The organism is Geobacter psychrophilus, assembly GCF_056821595.1.
In genome coordinates this window covers 2,801,337-2,823,907 of record NZ_JBXDTU010000004.1, presented here as the reverse complement: position 1 = coordinate 2,823,907, position 22,571 = coordinate 2,801,337, and the positions used below count along the sequence as shown (strand labels likewise).

18 protein-coding genes are annotated in these 22,571 nt (G+C 57.2%); 14 read left to right on the top strand and 4 right to left on the bottom strand.

Annotated elements, in window-relative coordinates:
• The first annotated feature begins 21 nt into the window (after positions 1-21).
• The 4 genes from ACOCF6_RS15510 (at position 22) to ACOCF6_RS15495 (ending at position 4,698) form a co-directional block, all read left to right on the top strand.
• Positions 22-876: an ABC transporter substrate-binding protein gene (locus ACOCF6_RS15510; protein ID WP_482461238.1), complete on the top strand. Its 855-nt coding sequence runs from the start codon at positions 22-24 to the stop codon at positions 874-876.
• Between the two features lie 315 nt (positions 877-1,191).
• A complete protein-coding gene (locus tag ACOCF6_RS15505) occupies positions 1,192-2,823 on the top strand; it encodes a methyl-accepting chemotaxis protein (protein WP_482461237.1) in 1,632 nt (543 codons plus the stop codon).
• A gap of 302 nt (positions 2,824-3,125) precedes the next feature.
• Positions 3,126-3,338, top strand: a complete 213-nt coding sequence (locus ACOCF6_RS15500) for a hypothetical protein (protein WP_482461236.1) — start codon at positions 3,126-3,128, stop codon at positions 3,336-3,338.
• Between the two features lie 16 nt (positions 3,339-3,354).
• Entirely contained in the window at positions 3,355-4,698 is a 1,344-nt protein-coding gene (locus ACOCF6_RS15495) for a radical SAM/SPASM family putative metalloenzyme maturase (RefSeq protein WP_482461235.1), read from the top strand.
• Positions 4,699-4,712: 14 nt separating this feature from the next.
• Here the strand turns inward: ACOCF6_RS15495 and uvrA are convergent, their stop codons facing one another.
• Together uvrA and ACOCF6_RS15485 are read right to left on the bottom strand one after the other, a co-directional pair.
• Positions 4,713-7,592 (bottom strand): excinuclease ABC subunit UvrA, encoded by a 2,880-nt coding sequence (uvrA, locus tag ACOCF6_RS15490; RefSeq protein WP_482461234.1) that lies wholly within the window; start codon positions 7,590-7,592, stop codon positions 4,713-4,715.
• A 36-nt stretch (positions 7,593-7,628) separates the two neighbouring features.
• Positions 7,629-7,814 carry a hypothetical protein gene (locus ACOCF6_RS15485; protein ID WP_482461233.1) on the bottom strand — a complete coding sequence of 62 codons (186 nt, stop codon included), beginning with the start codon at positions 7,812-7,814 and terminating at the stop codon, positions 7,629-7,631.
• 170 nt (positions 7,815-7,984) lie between these two features.
• Between ACOCF6_RS15485 and ACOCF6_RS15480 the strand changes: the two genes are divergently transcribed.
• From ACOCF6_RS15480 to ACOCF6_RS15455, 6 genes are all read left to right on the top strand, one after another.
• Positions 7,985-8,464: a T6SS immunity protein Tdi1 domain-containing protein gene (locus tag ACOCF6_RS15480; protein WP_482461232.1), complete on the top strand. Its 480-nt coding sequence runs from the start codon at positions 7,985-7,987 to the stop codon at positions 8,462-8,464.
• 398 nt (positions 8,465-8,862) lie between these two features.
• Positions 8,863-9,189, top strand: coding sequence for a CopG family antitoxin (locus tag ACOCF6_RS15475; protein WP_482461231.1), 327 nt, complete (start codon positions 8,863-8,865; stop codon positions 9,187-9,189).
• 84 nt (positions 9,190-9,273) lie between these two features.
• Entirely contained in the window at positions 9,274-9,516 is a 243-nt protein-coding gene (locus ACOCF6_RS15470) for a type II toxin-antitoxin system Phd/YefM family antitoxin (RefSeq protein ID WP_482461230.1), read from the top strand.
• A complete protein-coding gene (locus tag ACOCF6_RS15465; protein WP_482461229.1) occupies positions 9,510-9,776 on the top strand; it encodes a Txe/YoeB family addiction module toxin in 267 nt (88 codons plus the stop codon). The genes ACOCF6_RS15470 and ACOCF6_RS15465 overlap by 7 nt, the downstream gene beginning before the upstream one ends.
• Before the next feature lie 182 nt (positions 9,777-9,958).
• On the top strand, positions 9,959-11,374 hold the full coding sequence (locus tag ACOCF6_RS15460) for a lipase family protein (RefSeq protein ID WP_482461228.1): 1,416 nt from the start codon (positions 9,959-9,961) through the stop codon (positions 11,372-11,374).
• Between the two features lie 91 nt (positions 11,375-11,465).
• Positions 11,466-12,767, top strand: coding sequence for a DUF4403 family protein (locus ACOCF6_RS15455; protein WP_482461227.1), 1,302 nt, complete (start codon positions 11,466-11,468; stop codon positions 12,765-12,767).
• A 127-nt stretch (positions 12,768-12,894) separates the two neighbouring features.
• On the opposite strand, the gene ACOCF6_RS15450 is transcribed toward ACOCF6_RS15455, so the two are convergent.
• Both ACOCF6_RS15450 and glmU read right to left on the bottom strand, forming a co-directional pair.
• Positions 12,895-15,012, bottom strand: coding sequence for a putative bifunctional diguanylate cyclase/phosphodiesterase (locus ACOCF6_RS15450; RefSeq protein ID WP_482461226.1), 2,118 nt, complete (start codon positions 15,010-15,012; stop codon positions 12,895-12,897).
• Between the two features lie 59 nt (positions 15,013-15,071).
• Entirely contained in the window at positions 15,072-16,445 is a 1,374-nt protein-coding gene (gene glmU, locus ACOCF6_RS15445; protein WP_482463376.1) for a bifunctional UDP-N-acetylglucosamine diphosphorylase/glucosamine-1-phosphate N-acetyltransferase GlmU, read from the bottom strand.
• A 184-nt stretch (positions 16,446-16,629) separates the two neighbouring features.
• Here glmU and ACOCF6_RS15440 point away from each other — a divergent pair, with 184 nt between their 5' ends.
• The 4 genes from ACOCF6_RS15440 to ACOCF6_RS15425 all read left to right on the top strand — a co-directional run bounded on the left by ACOCF6_RS15440 (position 16,630) and on the right by ACOCF6_RS15425 (position 22,454).
• Positions 16,630-17,205, top strand: a complete 576-nt coding sequence (locus ACOCF6_RS15440; RefSeq protein ID WP_482461225.1) for an MXAN_5187 C-terminal domain-containing protein — start codon at positions 16,630-16,632, stop codon at positions 17,203-17,205.
• 28 nt (positions 17,206-17,233) lie between these two features.
• Entirely contained in the window at positions 17,234-20,809 is a 3,576-nt protein-coding gene (gene mfd, locus ACOCF6_RS15435) for a transcription-repair coupling factor (RefSeq protein ID WP_482461224.1), read from the top strand.
• A gap of 5 nt (positions 20,810-20,814) precedes the next feature.
• On the top strand, positions 20,815-21,276 hold the full coding sequence (locus tag ACOCF6_RS15430) for a dioxygenase family protein (RefSeq protein WP_482461223.1): 462 nt from the start codon (positions 20,815-20,817) through the stop codon (positions 21,274-21,276).
• Between the two features lie 134 nt (positions 21,277-21,410).
• Complete coding sequence (locus tag ACOCF6_RS15425; RefSeq protein WP_482461222.1) at positions 21,411-22,454, top strand: rod shape-determining protein; 1,044 nt, start codon at positions 21,411-21,413, stop codon at positions 22,452-22,454.
• Positions 22,455-22,571 lie beyond the last annotated feature (117 nt).

Sequence of the window (22,571 nt, the reverse complement as noted above, 5' to 3'; positions counted from 1 at the left end):
TATCAATCAAAGGAGAAGCCCATGATCACGAAACAGTTCCTGTCCCGATTCACGACACTCGTTGCCACACTCGCCCTCCTCCTCTGGGGAACGGCCGCCCAGGCCGCCTCGAAGACCGTCATCCTGGCCACCACCACCAGCACCCAGGATTCGGGACTGCTGGATGTACTGATACCGCAGTTTGAAAAGCAGAGCGGCTTTCAGGTCAAGACCATTTCGGTCGGCTCCGGCCAGGCCATGAAGATGGGTGAAAAGGGTGAGGCCGATGTACTGCTGGTTCACTCGCCCGATGCCGAAAAGAAATTCATGGCCGACGGTTTCGGCACCAATCGCCGCCTGGTGATGCACAACGACTTCATCGTTGTAGGCCCGGCCAGTGACCCGGCCAAGGTCAAGGGCGCCACGGCCGCAGACGCCCTGAAGCGCATCGCCCAATCCGGTTCCATTTTCGTTTCACGCGGCGATAACTCCGGCACCCATGCCAAGGAGAAAGGTCTCTGGAAAGGGGCTGGCGTCAACCCGGAGGGGCAGAAGTGGTTCCAGCAGACCGGCCTCGGCATGGGGCAGACCCTGAACGTGGCCGCCGAAAAGAAGGGCTACACCCTCACGGACCGCGCCACCTACCTGTCTCTGAAAAAGGGGCTCAATCTGGTCATCCTGGTGGAGGGGGACAGCAAACTGCTCAACATCTACCACGTCATCGAACTCAACACGGTCAAGTGGCCCAAGGTCAATGCCCAGGGGGGCAAGGCCTTTGCCGATTTCATGATAGCGAAAAAGACCCAGGAGACCATTGGCCGCTTCGGCGTGGATAAGTTCGGCGCACCGCTGTTCTTCCCGGATGCCGGCAGGAAGCCGGCTGAACTGGGGTTGTAAACCTGACCTGGCAGCAACAATCTTGTACGATCCCCCGGCAATGCCGGGGGATCGCCGAAACAGGTAGTTTCGCGGCAGTGCAGATAGCGTCCTTACGCTGCTGCTGACAATCTCTACACAGCGCCCTACCCTCCAGTTGAAGTTCTCCCCAAGGTTTTCTTTTTTGTCGGCACACATCTACAACAAATCCTTTCATAACATACTGTTAGCATCATGGCGTGGATTTTGCTGATCCCCTTTCCGGCAGGTGCTGACATCATCGGCCCGCCTGGCAGTAAAGGGATCAGGAATGAGTATATATAAAGGAGCAGGTACATGTTTTTTGCTAAATTTGGAATCAAGGTCAAGCTGGGAATGGTGTTCGGTTTTTTGCTGCTGATGATTGTGATCATGATCTGCCTGGGTCTCGGCAGCACCCGCAAAGTCAACGCATATGTGAAGCAGATTGCACAGGTCAACTACCTGAAGACCGTGTATGCCCTGGAAGCCTCGAAGGCGGTGGAAGAGATCCAGGGGGACGTGCGCATGGCGGTCCTGCTCACGGAACGAAATGAAGTCGCGAAGGTAAAACAACGCATCGACAACTCCCGGGCTAAATACAGGGAGGCCATGGTCAAGCTGTCGGAACTGGAAACATCAGGATTGGGGATCGGGCTGCTGGAAAGCGTCAAAAGCGCCATTGCACCGGCTGTGGCCGCCAACAACCGTGTCTTGGAGCTGGTCGATGCCAACCAGCGGGACGCGGCTGTCGCGCTGCTGCTCAAGGAGGGTGTGCCGCTGACCCAGAAGGTGCAGTCCCTGTTCGACGAACAGGTGAAGTTTCAGCGCGAGAATGTGATTGCCGAGTACAACAGGGCGGTTGCCCTGTATGACCGGGTAAAGCTGATTCAACTTGTGGCGGGGGCGCTTTCCATCTGCCTGGGCCTGGCGGCGTCCATCTTCCTGATCAACAACTTCGTCACCAGGATCAACCGCGTGGCCGGAGCCATGAACCGGGTAGCAGACGGTGATCTATCGACGCAGCTGAAAATATATGCCAACGACGAAATCGGACAGCTCGGCAGAAACATCAACCGCATGCTGACCTCGATCGGTGAAATGATCGCATCGATAAAAAGCACGGCGGATACTGTGGCAACCGCCTCCAACTCCCTGTACACAAATTCGGAACAGATCGCTACCGGCAACGAGCAGGTCGCTGCGCAAGCCGGAACCGTCGCCACGTCCAGCGAAGAAATGGCGGCCACCTCATCGGAAATAGCCAATAACTGCATTGCGGCCGCGGAGAGTTCCCGGCAGGCCAGCAATCTGGCTACCGAGGGTGTTGCAGTGGTTCGGGAAACAGTTGCCGGCATGAACCGTATTTCGGAGCGGGTCAAAAAGACTGCCGCGACGGTTGAGAATCTCGGCGCACGTTCCGACCAGATCGGGGAGATTGTCGGAACAATCGAAGACATTGCCGACCAGACCAACCTGCTGGCCCTGAATGCGGCGATTGAAGCCGCCAGGGCGGGTGAGCAGGGGCGCGGATTTGCTGTGGTTGCCGATGAGGTGCGTGCCCTGGCCGAACGGACGTCCCGGGCAACAAAGGAAATCGGCCAGATGATCAAGGCGATACAGACGGATACAAAAGGCGCGGTCGCGGCCATAGAGGAAGGGGTCCAGGAGGTGGAGCGGGGTACGCGGGACGCCTCCAGGTCAGGGAAGGCCCTGGAGGACATTTTCAATCAGATCAGCGACGTCACCCTGCAGATAAACCAGATCGCGACTGCCGCAGAACAGCAGTCCTCTACGTCCATGGATATATCCGGCAACATCCAGCAGATCACAGATGTGATTCAAACGAGCGCCTCGTTTTCACACAATTCGGCCTCTTCAGCCCGTGAGCTCTCCACCTGTGCCGATGGTCTGCAACGCATGGTCGGGCAATTCATCCTGGCGGCCTAAGGTGGGGGCATTCGCCGCAATCGAGGCACACAGTGAGGATTTTTGCCACAAAGAGGATTTATTCGGCAACCGCTGAAGCCGGGCCGGATCACCGTGCCATGGTATCCGGCAGCCGGTTCCGATGCCCCTGAACAGCCGTGCATCCAGAACAGTGAGAGTTGGCGTAGCTATTGCTACTGGATACCCGGAACTTCGCTATGCACTAACGTATCAGGAACGTAGCTGAGAACAGGAAACCGATGACCATCTCTCGGGATCCGAAGAACACAGGCTTTGCACTTAACTGTTGATGGAGTTTTGAAATGGCCACTGCAAAAAGAGCGTACACGAAAAAACCGGTTAAAAGAACTGTCAAGCCAACCAGGGCAGCCGTGTTGTCGGTTGTCACGGTGCGCATCTCCGACGAAGAAAAAGACCGCATTGACGAGATCATGAGAAACCTGGACATAAAGCGCTATTCGGATATCATGCGCATGGCATTGCATATGGTCAAACAGCAGCAGCAGACAGGCTGATTCGGGTGAAATTGATGTGAGCAGAGCCGGACACAGACATAGCAGCAGCGAGTCAGAACCATCCGAGGCCGCGTTGCGTGCCTTTCCCACCAAGATCTTTGTCGAAGCCACCACCCGCTGCAACCTCAACTGTTTCATGTGCGTCAAGCAGAACCGCGGCAGTGATGTCAGCGAAGGTGATTTTTCGCCGGAGCTGTTTACCCGCCTGGAAGCGGCGCTGCCGCACGTTGAGGCACTGATTCTCAACGGCATCGGCGAACCGCTGCTGAATCCCCATCTCGAATCCTTCATCCGCCGGGCAAAACGGTTGATGCCGTCCCGCGGGTGGATCGGCTTTCAGTCCAACGGACAGCTGATGACACACCTGCGGGCCGTATCCCTGGTTGATGCCGGACTGGACAAGGTCTGCATCTCCATTGATGCCATCGCCCCCGAGCAGTTCAGCAGCCTGCGCGAGGGGGGCGATGTGGATGCCATCGACATGTCCTTATTGGCCCTGAAGCATGCCAAGGGCATCTGCATGCGGCCCGCGGTAGAGATCGGAATTGAGTTTGTGGCCATGCACAGCAATATCAGGGAACTTCCGGCCACACTGGAATGGGCGGCCAGCCGCGGGGTTGATTTTGCCATCGTCACCCATGTGCTGCCCTACGACGAACAGCACGCCCATGAAGCGGTCTTCTGCAACATCTCCGACCAGGCGCTGGCCCTGTATAACACCTGGCGCAGAAAGGGCCTCCAGGCCGGCATCGACATCCAGCGCTATCATGAGGTGCGCTGGCGCACAATCAATCGCACCCCTGAAAACCAGGCAATCGTGGATCTGGTTGAAGCGATGAAAGCCGAGGCAGAGCAGCTGGGGATCATGCTTGACCTGAAAAAGCTGCTCAAGTTCGAGCACCAGAGGTTGGACGAGGTCACTGAAATATTTGCTGCGGCCAAGGCTGTGGCCGACAGGACGGGACTGGATCTGCGCTTGCCGGAACTGGCACTCAAGGAGCAACGGAAATGCAGCTTTGTCGAGGAGGGCAGCGCCTTCGTATCCTGGAACGGCGAGATATCGCCCTGTTACTTTCTGTGGCATCGCTATGAATGCTTTGCCAGCGGCTGGAATCAGACCGTCAAGCCCAGGGTGTTCGGCACTCTGGCCCATCAGGACATGCTGCAGATCTGGAACAATCCCGAATTCAGCGCCTTTCGCCGGGATGTACTGACCTACGATTATCCCTCCTGCGCCAGCTGCGGCCTGGCACCCTGCGATTATGTGCAGACCGATGATTTCCAGCAGGACTGCCACATCAGAAGTGTACCCTGCGGGTCATGCCTGTGGTGCACCGGCGTGTTTCAATGCCTGCGCTGAGATAATACATCGTACTAAAGCATCTTCCGCAGATACTGCCCCGTAAATGATCTGGTCACCCTGGCCACCTGTTCCGGTGTGCCGGCAGCAATGATCTCCCCTCCCCGGTCGCCCCCTTCCGGTCCCAGATCGATAATCCAGTCAGCGGTCTTGATCACATCCAGGTTGTGCTCGATGATGACGATCGTGTTGCCGGCCTCCACCAGTGTCTGCAGGACGTCCAGCAGCTTGGCGATATCATGGAAATGCAGTCCGGTGGTCGGTTCATCCAGGATATAGATGGTCCGGCCGGTCGAGCGCTTGGAGAGTTCCTTGGAGAGCTTGACCCGCTGGGCCTCGCCACCGGACAGGGTCGTGGCCGACTGCCCCAGGGTGATGTAGCCCAGCCCGACCTCCTCCAGGGTCTTGAGCTTGTTCCGAATGCGCGGGATGGCCCCCATGAACTCCAGGGCCTGGGATACGGTCATGGCCAGGACATCGGCTATCGACTTGCCCTTGTAGAGCACCTCCAGGGTTTCCCGGTTATAGCGCGCCCCCTTGCAGACCTCGCACTCCACATACACATCCGGCAGGAAGTGCATCTCGATCTTGATGATGCCGTCCCCGGAACAGGCCTCGCAGCGCCCCCCCTTGACATTGAACGAATAGCGCCCCGGCTTGTAGCCGCGCAGCTTGGACTCCTGCAGATTGGAGAACAGGTCGCGGATATCTCCGAAGACATTGGTATAGGTGGCCGGATTGGAGCGCGGGGTACGGCCGATGGGTGACTGGTCGATGTTGATGACCTTGTCCAGGTACTCCAACCCCAGTACATCCCGGACGGCCCCGGCCTTTTCCCGGCTGCGGTACAGCCGCTGGCTGAGGGTCTTGTGCAGGGTGTCGATCACCAGGGTGGACTTGCCCGACCCTGAGACACCGGTGACGCAGGTCATGACCCCCAGCGGGATATCGATCGTGATATCCTTGAGGTTGTTCTCGCTGGCGCCAACAATCCGCAGCTGTTTGGATCCCGTGCGCCGCTTGGCAGGCACGGCAATGGAGAGTTCGCCGGACAGGTAGCGTCCGGTCAGCGAGGCGGGATTGCGCATGACCTCCGCCGGCGTACCTTGGGCCACGACCTCACCGCCGTGCACCCCGGCCCCCGGGCCCATGTCGATCAGGTAATCGGCCTCCAGGATGGTCTCTTCGTCGTGCTCCACTACCAGGACCGTATTGCCGATGTCACGCAGGTGCCGGAGGGTGTCCAGCAAACGGGCATTGTCGCGCTGATGCAGGCCGATGGAAGGCTCGTCCAGAATATAGAGCACCCCCACCAGGGATGATCCGATCTGGGTCGCCAGGCGGATACGCTGCCCCTCCCCTCCGGAAAGCGTACCGGCCGTGCGGTCCAGCGACAGGTAATCCAGCCCAACGTTCACCAGGAACGACAGCCGTTCGCGCACCTCCTTGAGGATGCGGCGGGCTATCTCCTGCTCCTTGTCGGTCAGTGCCAACCCCTCGAAGAAGACCAGGCAATCGCGAATGGCCAGCGCCGTTACGTCGCGAATGGTCTTTTCCCCCACCAGCACGTGCAGCGCCTCCGGCCGCAGGCGGGCCCCGTTGCAGGTCGGACAGGGCATGACGTTCATATACTTTTCCAGCTCTTCCCGGGCCGCGTCGGATTCGGTCTCCCGCCACCTGCGCTGCAGATTGTTCAGCACCCCCTCGAACTCCTTCTGGTAGGTATGGCGGCGGTCGCCGTCCTCTTCCCACCAGAACTCGATCTTTTCACCCCTGGAGCCGTTCAGGATCACATCGCGGACAGATTCGGGCAGCTCTTTGAAGGGTGTGCGGATATCGAACTTGTAGGCCTTGGCCAGGGCATCCAGGATCAGGTGAAACCAGCCCGACAACCGTTTTTCCCAGGGCGCGATGGCCCCCTCGCGCAGGGAGAGTTCCGGGTTGGGAATAACCAGTTCGGCATCGAAATACATGCGGGTGCCCAGTCCAGTGCATTCCGGACAGGCGCCATGGGGGTTGTTGAAAGAGAACAGCCGCGGGGTGATCTCCTGGTAGGAGATGCCGCAATCAACACAGGCCAGTTTTTCGGAAAAGAGCATGGTGTGCGGTTTTTCCGCCTTTTTACTCCGCCCGCGCCCCCCTTCTCCATCGGGGGAAGGATCGCTATCCGCCGGATGAACCACCTCCACCTTCACCACCCCGTCTGCATGGTGCAGGGCGGTCTCCAGGGAATCGGCCAGCCGCCGCTGGATCTCATCCTTGACCACAATCCGGTCCACCACGATATCGATGTCGTGCTTCTTTTTCTTGTCCAGTTCGATCTCGTCGGCCAGCTCATGGGGTTTGCCGTCAATGACGACCCGGGTAAAGCCCTCCTTGCGCAGCTGGTTGAGCTCCTTCTTGTACTCCCCCTTGCGGCCGCGGATCATGGGTGCCAGCAGGGTCAGCTTGGTCCCCGGCGGCAGCAGCATGATCTGGTCCACCATCTGGGAAACGGTCTGGGAGGTGATCTCCTTGCCGCAGGAGGTGCAGTGGGGGCGCCCGACGCGGGCAAACAGCAGGCGCAGGTAATCGTAGATCTCGGTGACGGTGCCGACGGTGGAGCGGGGATTCTTGCTGGTGGTCTTCTGCTCGATGGAGATGGCCGGGGAAAGCCCCTCGATGGATTCCACATCCGGTTTTTCCATCTGCTCCAGGAACTGGCGGGCATAGGACGAGAGTGATTCCACATAACGGCGCTGCCCTTCGGCGTAGATGGTGTCGAAGGCCAGGGTCGATTTGCCCGAACCGGAGATGCCGGTGATAACGACCAGCTGGTCGCGGGGGATCTCCACGTCGATGCACTTGAGGTTGTGTTCGCAGGCGCCTTTGATGATGATCTTGTCGTGTGCCATGGGGGTTCCTTTACTGCAAAGTGACATTCAGATATATCACAATCCGGCATAGTTTTGAAGAAACTTTACCATTTGGATACAGATCAAGAGGAACATACTTGCTTCAGAAATCAAGATAATGTCTGAGCCATTTTTTATATTCCGCATGAGAAGAGACCGGCACCCTGCCTTTGGTGAGATAGCAATATATTTCGCAAAAACGGCATTTGGAATGGTGTTCATGCAATCTCCTTTGACAGGAATCATAATGGGGTTATATAGTGCGGACTAATTTGACAATTTTTACGCACACTACGAATAATTGGACTCTAGGCTATAGTAAAATGTAAGAACTCATGGAGTATTGACCGTAAACCGGACAAATACGAGTTAAAGCAATAGAGGGATACATAATGAAAATCACTTGGAATGAGTTGGCGGTAGATTTGACGGGGTATACCTCTGAAGATCTATTGAGCGAATGGCGGTGGCTTGTTCCTGACAATTTTATTCTAAGGATGGTTTCAACACTCGGAGATGCATTTTTAGAAGATTCAGACGGGAAAATTTATTGGCTCGACGTTGGCAGTGCGGAGTTGCATTGCATCGCAAATGACACTGATGAATTTTTTCAGCTACGACAACTACCAGACAATGCAAATGAGTGGTTTGCTCCTCAGTTAATTGGTGACTTGCTTTCAAGTGGAGTAGTGCTCCAAGTAGGCCAATGCTTCAGCTACAATATACCGCCCACGTTAAACGGGAAATTTTCACTCGAAAATCTTCAGCCTATAAACCTCTCGGCTCATTTCAGAGCGCATGGAAAAATTCAACGTCAAGTTAAATCGTTGCCAGTTGGTACTCAGATCAAGGCAGTTGAATTAGAAAAATAGCTCTAACTTGCGCTCGGACCATGACCGGGCGATAAGGCCACCCGTCAGGTCAAGCGCCGAGCCGTTGAACGAAACAATAAATGAAGACAAAAGGCACACTTTTGGTTATGATTACACTATGAAACCTATTAATTGGAATACTGAAAAGAATATTCACTTAAAATTGGAACGCGGCGTGTCTTTTGAGGAAGTATTGGCAGCCATGTCTCATGGAGCGCTTCTCGATGTTGTTTCACACCCAAACACAGAGCAATACCCAAATCAGCGAATTTATGTCGTTCGGATCCGAGGTTACGCATACTTGATACCTTTTGTCGAGACGGACAAAGAGATCTTTCTGAAGACGATAATACCAAGTCGAATTGCCACAAAAAAATATCTACTAGAGGAAATAAACCATGAAAACTAAAGAAGCAAAATATGAAGAGGATATCCTTACATCCTTCGAAAAGGGAGAATGGCAGTCTGTGCCAAATCTCAAGGACGAGATAGCCCGTTACGCGGCAAGTGCTTCATCTACACTTACTAAAGACAAGCGAATCAACATTCGGCTTTCTTCTCGGGATCTTGAGGATGTTCAAACACGGGCAGCAGAGGAAGGCATGCCTTACCAGACGCTGATAGCAAGTGTTTTACATAAATATGTAAGCGGTCGTCTTATTGAAACTACACCACGTCCAACAACACGCTCAACCGGACGCGCAAAAAAACTGCGCGCCGGTTAACCACAGAACCGTTGGATGAAAAACAATTTGACTTAAAACGACCTCCAGCGTACGATTTAACGTACGAAATGGGGGTGATTTATAATGACAACGCTAACAGCAACAGAAGCAAGAAAATCCCTTTATAACCTTGTCGATGATGTCGCTTTATCGCATGCCCCGATTCAGATTGTTGGCAAACGGCATTCGGCTGTCCTCATCTCCGAAGAAGATTGGCGGGCAATCCAGGAAACCTTATTTCTTACTTCAATACCAGGTATGCGAGAGTCCATCAAGAAAGGTCTTAATACCCCTGTAGACGAGTGCAGTGAGGAGTTAGCGTGGTAGGCTGGCAGCTTGTATTTACCAAGCAGGCGCAAAAAGATGCAAAAAAGATCGCGCACTCCGGGTTAAAACCACAAGCCGAACGACTACTGGAAATTATCAAAGAAAATCCCATCAAAAATCCCCCTCCACATGAAAAACTTGTAGGCGACTTGTCAGGTGCATATTCCCGCAGAATCAATATTCAGCATCGACTGGTTTATGAGGTTTTGGACGACATAAAGACTGTAAAGATTATCCGAATGTGGACGCATTACGAATAGCGGAAGCTGACCAGCCAACGAGTGCCCACCATGTCGCGGCAAACAACGCCGCGCAGGTCAAGCGCCGCCCCATTGATAAGGCCTCCGGAGAATTGCATTCTCCGGTCTCAACCAATGTGATAGAATCGTCCATCACAAGGCAAGCACGCAGGTTCATCATGCCTGAGACAGGAGTCGATCCAATGAACAACATCTACCGGATACTGAAAAAAACACTGTACATTGCTACGCTGTTGGCAACTATCCTGACCGCTGGATGCGGCGGTAGCGGAACCACGACAACGAACCCGTCGACATCAGGCGCGGTCAGTGTCACACCTGCGACGCTTATGGCCTCTGTCACAAGCGCCGTGAGCAATCCATTGAATATCGCCCGTTCGCTGGGTGGGTGGGATTGGGTCAGTTTTGCCAGCAACTTTGGTTCGATGCTGACCAGCATTACCTACACCCTGGATATGCAGAAAATTACCTACCAGTCTGTAGGCGCTGACGGTCTCACCCACACCATGACAGGTCTGCTGATTCTGCCCCGGGCCGTATCCGGCGTCCGCCCCAGCGTGCCGATCCTCATGTATCAGCATGGCACCGAACCGTTCCGCCTTTACTCCCCCTCCCAGTACCTGCTTCACATGGAGCGCCCTGCCGACTATCCTGAGGTCATGGTGGCCGCCGCCATTGCCGCCAGCGGGTATGCCGTTGCCATGGCGGATTACGAGGGACTGGGCGACAATACCAGCCCGCAACCCTACGTAAACGGTGCTGTCCTGGCACGCCAGGTGATCGACATGCTCCGTGCCAGTCGTGGCGCAATCGCCGCAACGTCCTCCCCCTGCAGCTGGAACAACCAGCTCTTCCTCATGGGTTATTCGGAGGGTGGCTATGTGACCATGACGACCACCCGGGAATTGCAGCTCCGCAATGCAGCGGAGTTCACGGTTACCGCTGCGGCGGCGCTTTCCGGCCCGCACGATCTGTCCGGCACCATGCGCACCCTGATGCTCTCCAACGACACCTCCAAGGCTCCCTACTTCCTGCCGTTCCTGCTCACCGGATATAACTATTCGTACGGCGGGCAGAGCAGCATCTTCAATACTGCGTCGGCTCTGGTATCCCCCTTCAACAGCACCATACCTCCGCTCTTTACCGGCAACACGACGGCCGACAAGATCAGCGAGGCCATGGGGATGACCTTCAGCCCGGCCAACCCGATTGTGCCGAAAAGCGTCCTGACCACCACATTCACCTCCTTGCTCGCCACGGACACAGCGGCCGGTTCAGCCTATTCGTTCCTGCGCCAGAACGATTCGTTCCGCGACCCCCAGAACAGCGGCACCACCTGGCGGCCGACGGTACCAGTCAGGATGTATCACCACCAGAGTGACGAACTGGTGCCCTACGGCAACTCCCAGGTTGCCTTCGACGCTTTCAGCAGTGCAGGGGGCAAGCGGCACGGCGGGACCGGTCCCGGGGTTGAACTGATGCGGGAAACGGTTTCATTGAACTTCAACCCATCGGACCCGACCAAGACTGTCCATCTCGGTGCGGCCTTTCCGGAGTTGAGCAACGGATGGAATTGGCTGAACAGTTTTAAGAAGTAAGGGAAGAGCCAGGGGCTCAGCTGACACGCCGCTCCTGCCACCCATGTCGTTACCACGAATAAACACCTTACACAGCAATTGGGGTTATAACATGATGCTTCGCTGCCTTATCGGCTTGTTAGTTTCTGTCCTGTCAACAGCTTCCGTATGTTCTGCGGTGGTTACTGCTCCCGCATTATCTGTCATAAACCTGAGTGTTGATGCTGCGACGGCGGATTTGAGCCGTATTCTCAATCAGTCTCTGAAAAAGGAGCTGTACAGAGGCAATGGCGGTCTGGGAACTTCATTAGAGGTTCTGCGAGCAGGACCGGCGGTCATTACGGCCGCGAATGATTTTGTGTACGTATCATTACCGGTGCAGTTAACCTTTGGCTACGGCATGTTCACGACCGTCCCGCTGAAGACGGATCTGCGCTTCAAGGCCAAAATTACCCCTACCGTTGACTGGCGCCTTAAAACCGAGCTGTACTATACCGGGCTTTCCGACGGGCTTGCCGAGACGGTCAAACTCGGGCCGCTTACGCTGAAGCCGAGAAGCATGGCTGAAGGAGCTACCCAACCGGTGCAGAAGCTGCTTGCGCCGATTATCGATGCGAAAGTCAACGAATCCGTCATGCTCCGGGAAAAAATTGCGCCCCTATGGCAGAATGCCTTTACCCCGGTGCTGGTTGACAAGAACTTCAGCGCCTGGCTGAAACTGGCGCCGGAGAAGATCGTGCTTGGCCCGTTGCGGGCGGCAAATAACAAGCTTCATCTCTCTGTCGGACTGGTTACAGCTGCCGAGATCACTCTCGGGCCAAAGCCGACTGCAGTGCCGGCGCGGCCGTTGCCGTCTGCACAGCAACTCAGCGCAATCGACAACCAGTTTCATATCCGCCTGGCCACCGATATCTTCTTTGCAGATTTTGTGACTGCACTGAACCCGCTGCTGTTGAATAAAACCTTCGGCGATGACAAGAAAATCACCGTGCGCAGCTTCAGCCTGAAAGGTGAAGACGGGAACCTCGTCATAACATTGACATCCGTTGGCGATTTTGAAGGCGAATTGACGCTGATTGCCAAGCCTGTGTACAATCCACAGCTCAACGTGCTGTCATTCGAAAATGTGGATTTCGACACGAAAAACGCCGGCTTTTTCATCGGTGTCGGCAGCTGGCTCTTCAGCGGCACGATTCGCGATACGATCAAGGAGAAATTGAACAGCTCGATTGTTACACAACTGGAGAGCGTGCGCAAAAAAGCGTCCTCGGCATTAACCGGCATTCCGCTCGGCGGACACATGCTCCTATCCGGCTCAGTCAGCACATTGCAGCTTGGCGAGAGCGTTGTTACAACAGATAGACTGTCAATCCAGGTTTTAGTTGAAGGGGCATCGAACATCAGCTTGAGGTAGACCGGACCGGATTCATACGTGCTGCCGAAGGGTGCTGAGGGTGCCAGACCTTCGCTGCAGATACGAAAAAGCCGTCCCTCAAGGAACGGCATGCATACGTAACAATGCGTCGGAACCGCACAATTTGTCAGTATTTCAATCCGTCGCGGAGGAATTTCGCAAACTGTTCCGCCGGTACCGGCCGACTGAAGAGGTAGCCCTGCATCTCTATGCAGTTGTTGAACGACAACAGCTCCATCTGGGCGCGCGTTTCGACACCTTCGGCAATGACGCTCAGTTTGAGGGTCTGGGCCATGGCGATGATAATCTCGGCAATGGCGGCATCGTCGGGGTTGGTGGTGATATCCCGCACAAAGGAGCGGTCGATCTTGAGGCGGCTGATGGGGAAGTGCTTGAGATATGCCAGGGATGAGTAGCCGGTGCCGAAGTCGTCAATCGCCAGGCTGACCCCCATGTCCTTCAGCTTGCGAAGAATGGTGGCATTCTGCTCGGCGTTCTTCATGATGGCGCTTTCGGTGATCTCCAGTTCGAGCCATTCCGGCTCCAGCCCGGTTTCCAGCAAGGTGGCGGCGATCATCTCATCCAGGTGGTATTGCCCGAACTGCTTCGCCGACAGATTCACCGCCACGCGGACCGCTGCCAGTCCCTGCTGCTGCCAGGCCTTGTTCTGCCGGCAGGCGTTTCGCAGCACCCATTCGCCGATCGGAACGATAAATCCGGTTTCCTCTGCCAGGTAAATGAATTTATCCGGCGCCAGCAATCCCAGATCAGGGTGCTGCCAGCGCAGCAGGGCCTCCATGCCGGTGATCAGGCCGGTACGGGCATCCACCTGGGGCTGGTAGACCAGGAAAAACTCCTCCCGCTCCAGCGCCTTGCGCATGGAGTTTTCCAGCATCATCCGCTCCAGCACCTTGATGTTCATCTCGCGGGAAAAAAACTGGAAATTGTTGCGGTCCAGTTCCTTGGCCTGATACATGGCCAGGTCGGCATGTTTGAGCAGGGTGTGGCTGTCTTCGCCGTCCATGGGATAAACGGCGATGCCGATGCTGCCGGACGTATAAATCTCCTGATCATCGATGTAGACCGGTTCGGAGATCAGCATCAGGATTTTCTTGGCAACGGTGGTGATGCCTTCCGCGGAATTCACGCCAACCAGAATGGCTACAAATTCATCGCCCCCCAGGCGCGCCAGCGTGTCGCTTTCCCGGACACAGGCGGACAGGCGCTTGGCAACGGTCTTGAGCAGCCGGTCACCCACGCGGTGCCCCAGGGTATCATTAATACCCTTGAAACGATCCAGATCCAGAAACAGCACACCGACCAGCTCGTGTTCCCTGGAGGCATGGGAAATGGCCAGCTTGAGGCGGTCATGCAGCAGGCTGCGGTTGGGAAGTCCGGTCAGGGTATCGTAGTTGATCAGCTGCTGGATCTCGCTCTCGGCCCGGATGCGGGCCGTGATGTCCAGTGTCGTGCCGGATACGAGCTGTGCCCGGCCATCGGCGTCATACTCCACCTCGCCCTGACTGTTGACGACAACCTCCCCCTCAATGCTCGAAATGATGCGGTAAACGACATTGAAGGCCTGGCCGTTTTTGGCGGCGGCAAAGATAACCTTCTTGAATGCGGGCAGGTCCACCGGGTTGACCAGGCTGAAAACCCAATCCAGCTCGATCCGCGGGTGATCAGCGGGGTTCAGTCCGAAGATGCGGAAGAGTTCATCCGACCAGTAAATTTCGCCGGTCTGGATGTTCCATTCCCAGCTGCCCATACCGGCGATCTTCTGGGCCCGCATCAGTCGCGACTCACTCTGCCGCAGCGACAGCTCGGTCCGCCGCAGGCGTTCCCGTGTTTCAGCTTCCTGGTGTGTTCGGGCAACTACCGCCGGCAGACGGTCAAGAAAGGTCGTATCCTTCAGCAGATAATCGCAGGCCCCGAACTTCATCATCTGCACGGCCAGATTGGCATCATCCCGGCCGGTCACCATAATGAAGGGTAGTATCATGCCCAGCTCTCGCATCTGCTCAATGAACTGGGAACCGGTCATATCAGGCAGGGCGTAATCCAGGATAATCATCATCGGAACATTTTCTGCCAGCCAGCCCAGGGCATCCCTGCCGCTGGTAACAGACCGGCAGCGATATCCGTCTTCGACCAGGACTGTTTCCATCAGTTCGGCAAAACCGACATCATCTTCGATGATCAGGATCGGTGCGCTGTTTCGTATGTCCTGCGGGGTGTCGGTCACGGGTCTGCTTTCATGCTGCGCGAATAGAAACTACCAGGAAGCGGGGTGACAGTACCTGGTTACCTTTTTTTCAAACGCCAGCCGACCTTGTTTACCTGGGGAACCCGGGAAATGGCCAGCGAATCGGGCGGCACTTCCATTGTCACCGTTGTGCCGGCCGCCACCAGGGAATTGCGCCCGACCTCAACCGGCGCCACCAGTTGCACATCGCTGCCGATAAAGACATCGTCGCCAATGATCGTGCGATGCTTGTTGACGCCGTCATAATTGCAGGTGATGGTGCCGCAGCCGATGTTGACGTTGCTGCCGATCGCGGCGTCCCCCAGATAGGTCAGGTGCGACGCCTTCGATCCCTCACCCATGACGATCTTCTTGGTTTCGACAAAGTTGCCGATCTTGACGTGATCATGGAGTATTGTACCCGGCCGGAGATGGGCCATGGGGCCGACGCTGACCTGTTCCTGCAGCTGCGAGTCTTCCAGCACCGAGCCGGTTTTGATGTGACAACCGTCACCAATAGTGCAGTTTTTGATCGTCACACCGTTTTCAATCGTACAACCGGAAGCAATGGCCGTTGCACCGCTGATGGTACAATTGGGATGAATGACCGTATCGGGGCCGATCGACACGCCATGATCAATATAGGTATGTTCCGGGTCGAGCAGGGAGACCCCCGCGCACATCAGGTCGTGGTTGATGCGCCTGCGCAGGATGCGTGACGCCTCCGCCAGCTGGGCGCGGTCGTTAACCCCCATAATTTCGTCGGCATCATCCACAGGGCGCCCCAGGCAGGTAAGCCCCTTATCTGCTGCGATCGAAACAAGATCGGTCAGGTAGAATTCCTGCTGGGCATTATTGCTGCTGACAGCACCGATGTTGGCATACAGGAAGCCGGCCTCCATACAGTAGATGCCGCTGTTGATCTCACAAATGGCCTGTTCTTCCGGTGTGGCATCCTTCTGCTCGACGATGCGCACCACCCGGCCGGCACTGTCCCTGATCACCCGACCGTAACCGAAGGGGTTGTTCATGGTGGCGGTCAGGACTGTCAGCGAGGCGCCCTGTTCGCGGTGAAACGCAATCAGGCCCTGCAGGGTCTCGACCCGCAACAGCGGCGTATCGCCGCACAGGATCAGGACCGTACCGTTGAAGCCGGCCAGCTCATTACGGGCGCAGGCCACGGCGTGACCGGTGCCCAGCTGTTCGGCCTGCATGGCTGAGCGGATGTCCGGGATACCCTGGAATACTGAGCGCACCGCCTCCGCCTGGTGGCCGACCACCAGCACGGCTGGTGTTGCCCCGGCAGCGCGGGCGGCATCCACCGGCCAGGCGATCATCGGCCGACCGGCTGTCGGGTGGAGCACCTTGACCAGTCCTGATTTCATGCGGGTACCCTTGCCTGCGGCGAGTATGATTGCAGCAACATTTTCCATCATATCCCAGCTCCCTTGTTTACGAAATTTAGTACCGAATCGACAGCAAATCAGCGAGATTTTATGCGAACCACTACAGGTCGTCAAGTCAATAGCGTCGGCAAAATGATTAAGACTTTACTTAAATTGCAGGGTTGGATATATTCGGCATTCAAGCGCAGGTACAGCTGAACAAGGATTTTGAATGGCAATTGCCGAAGACCTGACAAAACTTGAGCACCAGATTAAAGAACTGATTACCCGTTACGAACAGTACTTTGTCGGACTCGAGAAGCGCGAACCGCTGCCGCTGTTGGGCGATGTCGAGAAGATGGTACGGCGCTACGCCAATGTCCCCATCAACAATACCATGTACAAACATAAATACACCATGCTGGTGGCCCGCCTCAATACCTACCGCGAACATTGGAACCGGATTCTGCGCCTGATCGAGGAGGGCAAGTACTCCCGTGACCGCTTCATCAGGGATCTGCACCTGCGCCAAAAGGCAAAAAAACCGGGGCACCACGAAGAAATCATCCCGGAAGAAGAACTCCATCATCCCCATCACAACACGGAACTGGATCGAATTTTCAATGAGCTGCGCGAGGCCCGCAAGGCCTGTCACCTGCCGGTGGAGAAACTGAGCCTCGAACTGGTGGCAGCCACTATAGAAAAGAGCAAGGCCGCCCTGACCGCCCGACTGGGAAGCGCTGACCTGGTCTTCCGCGTCGTTGTGGAGGATGGCAAGCCCAAGATCAAGGCCAGCCTGCGCAAATGACCCACCGCTGTTTTCCCCCGGCATCCCTATGACCCATCTCACAACCACATCCCTGCTGTCCCAATTGGTCGACATCCAGGCAGCCCTGCGCCAAGGCGAGCGGCGCATCGTCCTGCCCGGCCTGAAAGGTTCGGCAGCGGCCTGCGTTATTGCAGAAGTACTGCGCAGCCAGGCGCAAACCCTGCTCCTCCTGACCCCCGACCAGGACACAGCCGAAGAGTTCCGGCGGGAACTGGCGTTTTATTGCACTGCCGATAATGCCCCCCTGGTTTTTCCGACCTGGGACAGCCAGCCCTGCTCCCCGGTATCGCCCCATCCCGATATCTCCGGAGCCCGTCTCGACACCCTTTTCCGGCTGCATAACGGTCTGGCACGGATCGTGGTCATGCCGGTGGCTGCGGCCCTGCAACGGATTCTGCCGCAACGGACCTTCAGCGAGGCATCCTGCTACCTGGTGGCCGGCGAAGAGTTCGAGCGCGACGACCTGTTACACCGGCTGGTCAAGATGGGCTACGCCAATGTCCCCCTGGTGGAGGATCGCGGCAGTTTTGCGGTGCGGGGCGGCATCCTGGACATCTTCCCCCCCAATATGATCGCCCCGATACGGATTGAGTTTTTCGGCGACACGGTTGAAACCATGCGCGCCTTTGACCCGCTCACCCAGCGCTCGCTGCAGCCGATTGAGGAGCTGGTGCTGCTCCCTTCGCGGGAGATATTGCTGACGGACGAGGTTCTGGCAGATATCGCCCCGCGCCTGAAACAGATCTGTGACGACCTGGACATCGGTGCCGACAAACGCCGGGCAGTCCTGAGCGACCTGCAGAATGCCGTTTACTACCACGGCGTCGAATACCTCCAGCCCCTGTTGCACCCCGGACTGGAAACGATCTTCGATTACGCCCCGGATTGCCTGCTGGTCATGCTCGACCCCGAAGCCATCCGCGCGGCGCTGGCCGGACTGGCTGAAGAGATTGCAGCGGGCGTGCTCAAGGGAAGGGCGGCCGGCCTGCCCCACTCACCGCCCGGGGAATTGTACCTGGACGCGGACGCCTTCGACACGTTGGTTGCCGGGCACAGCCGCCTGGAGCTGTCCGGCTTGACGGTCAGCGGGGAAGGAGAACCGGTCCGGATTGTCATCCCCTGCCAGGCAAACAACGACCTGCGCATAACCGTTTCCAAGGAGACCACCCATGCCCTGACGCCGCTTTCACGCAGCCTGCGTGAATGGCTTGACAATGGTCAGCGGGTGATAGTCGTCTGTCATCAACGGCCCCAGGCGGAACGGCTCAAAGAGCTGTTGGCGCCCTACGGGATTCCCTGCAGCATCAGCGAAAACAGCTTTGCGGAAGCAATGGAACTTGCGACACCCCCTCCCCAACCCTCCCCCGCTGGGGGAGGGAGCTTGACTCCTCCCACCAGCGGGGGGAGGTCGGGAGGGGGGAGCGTAACCCTGCTGCTGGGCGACATCTCCCGCGGCTTCCGCCTGCCGGATGCCCGCCTGGTACTGATCGCCGAGGAAGAGCTGTTCGGCAAACGCGTGCGGAGGCGGGGCGTCTCCGAGGTCCGCAAGAAACAGGTCCTGGCTTCTCTGGCCGAACTCAAGCCGGGCGATTTCATGGTGCATATCGACCACGGCATCGGCCGCTACCACGGCCTGCAGCATCTCAGCGTGGGGAGTGTCGGGGGCGACTTCCTGCTGCTGGAGTACGCCGGCAGCGACAAGCTGTACCTGCCGGTGGACCGTTTGGGGCTGGTACAGCGGTTCGTCGGACCGGAGGGAAGCCAACCCGGCCTGGACAAGCTGGGCGGGGTCGGCTGGGAAAAATCCAAGGGCAAGGCCCGCAAGAACATCGAGGAAATGGCCGGTGAACTGCTGGAGATCTACGCCCGGCGTCAGATCAGCGAGGGCTTCGCCTTTTCGCCGCCGGACGAGATGTACCGCGAGTTCGAGGCCAGCTTTGCCTGGGAGGAGACACCTGACCAGCTCTCGGCCATCCAGGACGTGCTGGCCGATATGCAGCACTCCCGTCCCATGGACCGCCTGGTCTGCGGCGACGTGGGCTACGGCAAGACAGAGGTCGCCCTGCGGGGCGCCGTCAAAGCGGCCCTGGACGGCAAGCAGGTCGGCGTGCTGGTTCCGACCACCATCCTGGCCCAGCAGCATTACGAGACCTTCCACGACCGCCTGAAGGAATATCCGGTTACGGTGGAGGTGCTCTCGCGCTTCCGCACCCCCAAAGAGCAGAAGACCACCTTGGAGCGGCTCAAGAAGGGCGATGTGGACATCGTCATCGGCACCCACCGCCTGCTGCAGAAGGACGTGGCCTTCAAGGACCTGGGGCTGCTGATCATCGACGAGGAACAGCGCTTCGGCGTCAAGGATAAGGAGCGCCTGAAGGCCTTCCGGGCTGTGGTGGATGTCATGACCCTGACCGCCACCCCCATCCCGCGCACCCTGTACATGTCCATGATGGGCATCCGCGACCTGTCGATCATCGACACCCCGCCTGTCGATCGGCTGGCGGTCAAGACCTTTGTTGCGCGCTTCTCCGAGGAGCTGATCCGCGAAGCGGTGGTGAGGGAACTGCGCCGCGGCGGCCAGGTCTTCTTCGTCCACAACCGGGTGCAAACCATCGCCAAGCGGGCCGAACTGCTGGCGGCAATCGTGCCGGAGGCAAAGATCGCTGTGGGGCACGGCCAGATGGATGAGCACGAACTGGAAAAGGTCATGCTCGGTTTCATGCACGGCGAGACCAATCTGCTGCTCTGCACCACCATCATCGAATCCGGCCTGGACATCCCCAATGCCAACACCCTGATCGTGGACCATGCCGACAAGTTCGGCCTGTCACAACTGTACCAACTGCGCGGCCGGGTCGGCAGATCCACCCAGCGCGGCTACGCCTATTTGCTGATCCCGGGCGAGGCATCCATCACCAGTGATGCCCGCGAGCGTCTCAAGATCCTGCAGGACATCTCCGAACTGGGTGCCGGTTTCCGTATCGCCACCCATGACATGGAGATCCGCGGCGCCGGCGATATGCTCGGCAACCGTCAGTCCGGCACCGTGACCGAGATCGGTTTCGAACTGTACAACCAGATGCTGGAGGAGACCATCTGCCGCATGCGGGGCGAGGAGATGATCGAACGGGTCGAGCCGGAGATCAACCTCAAGGTGCCGGCCTTCATCCCCGAGGCCTACATCAAGGACACCAATCACCGCCTGGTGATCTACAAGAAACTGACCCAGGCCGAGAATGAGGATGATGTCATCGACGTACAGAATGAGGTCAGCGACCGCTTCGGTAAATATCCGCTGGCCACAGCCTATTTGTTCGAGACCATGAAACTGCGGGTGCTGCTGAAGCGGCTGCTGGTGCGGCAGATCGATTTCGACGGCAAGCATATCGTCATCTCGTTCCACCCCCGCACTCCGGCCCCGCCTGACCTGATCATCGCCATGATGCGCAATGAGCCGAAAAAGTACCAGTTCACGCCTGATTACAAGCTGGTCTGCACCTTGAAGGGCACCAGCTTCGAGGATATACTGGAGTTGTCGAAGAGTGTGCTGCAGAGGCTGCTTCCGGCTGAACCAGCGGGGTGAGCATCATGAATCGGATAGCTGTTATATTGGTCGTTGTATTGATGGCGGTCCTGGACGGCCGGGCTTTTCCGGCGGAAGCCGCCTGGAAATGCACCCCGACCCTCCAGGACGAGATCGGCCCCTTCTACCGCCCCAATGCGCCACAGCGCTCGAAGATCGGCAGCGGCTATATCCTCAAGGGCATAGTCCGCTCGGCAGCAACCTGCCGGCCGATTCCCGGTGCCCGTATAGAGTTCTGGCAGGCCGGTCCTGACGGACAGTACAGTGACGCCTACCGGGCGGCGATTGTAACGGATAGCCAAGGACGCTACAAACTGACGACCTCATTCCCCCCTCCCTATGCGCGCCGCCCGAGCCACATCCACATCCTCGTTGATATGCGCGGCTACGCCGGCCTGATCACCCAGCATTATCCCAAAGCCGGGAAACGGGGGGGCACCTTCGACCTGATACTGGAAACGGAATAGTACGTTTCTGAGTTGAACGGTCTCCGGCGGAAAAACATCTTTTCATCCTTGCATTTATGCCATCACTCTGCTAATCTTTTTGCCCTTTGCCACCATACCAGCACGCAACACACACTTGAAAGGATCTTAAAATAATGTTGAAGATATTTGATTACCTGTTCGGGATGTTTTCCAATGATCTGGCTATCGACCTGGGAACCGCCAACACCCTGGTGTATCTGAAGGGCAAGGGCATCGTAGTGCGCGAGCCATCGGTTGTCGCTGTTCAGAAAATGCCCAACGGCCAGCAGAAGGTACTCAAGGTCGGTATGGAGGCCAAGCTGATGCTGGGGCGCACACCCGGCTCCATTACCGCTATCCGCCCCATGAAGGACGGCGTCATCGCCGACTTCGATATCACGGAAGAGATGCTGCGCTACTTCATCCACAAGGTCCATAACCGCAAGACCCTGGTACGCCCGCGCGTCGTCATCTGTGTCCCCTCCGGCATCACCCAGGTGGAAAAGCGTGCTGTCAAGGAATCGGCCGAATCGGCCGGCGCCCGCGAGGTCTACCTGATCGAGGAACCGATGGCGGCTGCCATCGGCGCCGGCCTGCCGATCACAGAGGCATCCGGCAACATGGTGGTTGACATCGGCGGCGGCACCACCGAGGTGGCGGTCATCTCCCTGGCCGGCATCGTCTACGCCCAGTCCACCCGCATGGGGGGCGACAAAATGGACGAGGCCATCGTCCAATTCATCCGCAAGAAATACAACCTGCAGATCGGTGAGCGCATGGCCGAATCGATCAAGATCGATATCGGCGAGGCCTATCCCGGCCCTGAGGTACTGACAAAACTGGTCAAAGGGCGCGACCTGGTATCCGGCATTCCCAAAACCATCGAGGTCAACTCGGACGAAATCCGTGATGCGCTCAAGGAAGCGGTCAACTCGATTGTCGATACAGTCCGTATCTGCCTGGAAAAGACCCCGCCCGAACTGGCGGCCGACATCGTCGACAAGGGCATCTTCCTGGCCGGCGGCGGCGCCCTGCTACGCAACCTGGACATGCTGCTGCGCGAGGTAACCAAGGTGCCGGTCCTGATCGCAGAAAACCCGCTGGACTGTGTTGTGCTCGGCTCCGGCAAGGTGCTGGACGAGCTTGACCTTCTGCGGCGCGTTTCCATATCATCGTAAATTCACTTTTCACCACGGAGGCACGGAGACACGGAGAAAATCAAACCTCGACGGACTGGTAATGCCAAACAAAACCTGCTGCAATGATCGTACGCATTGCCTCGTATCTCCCAATTT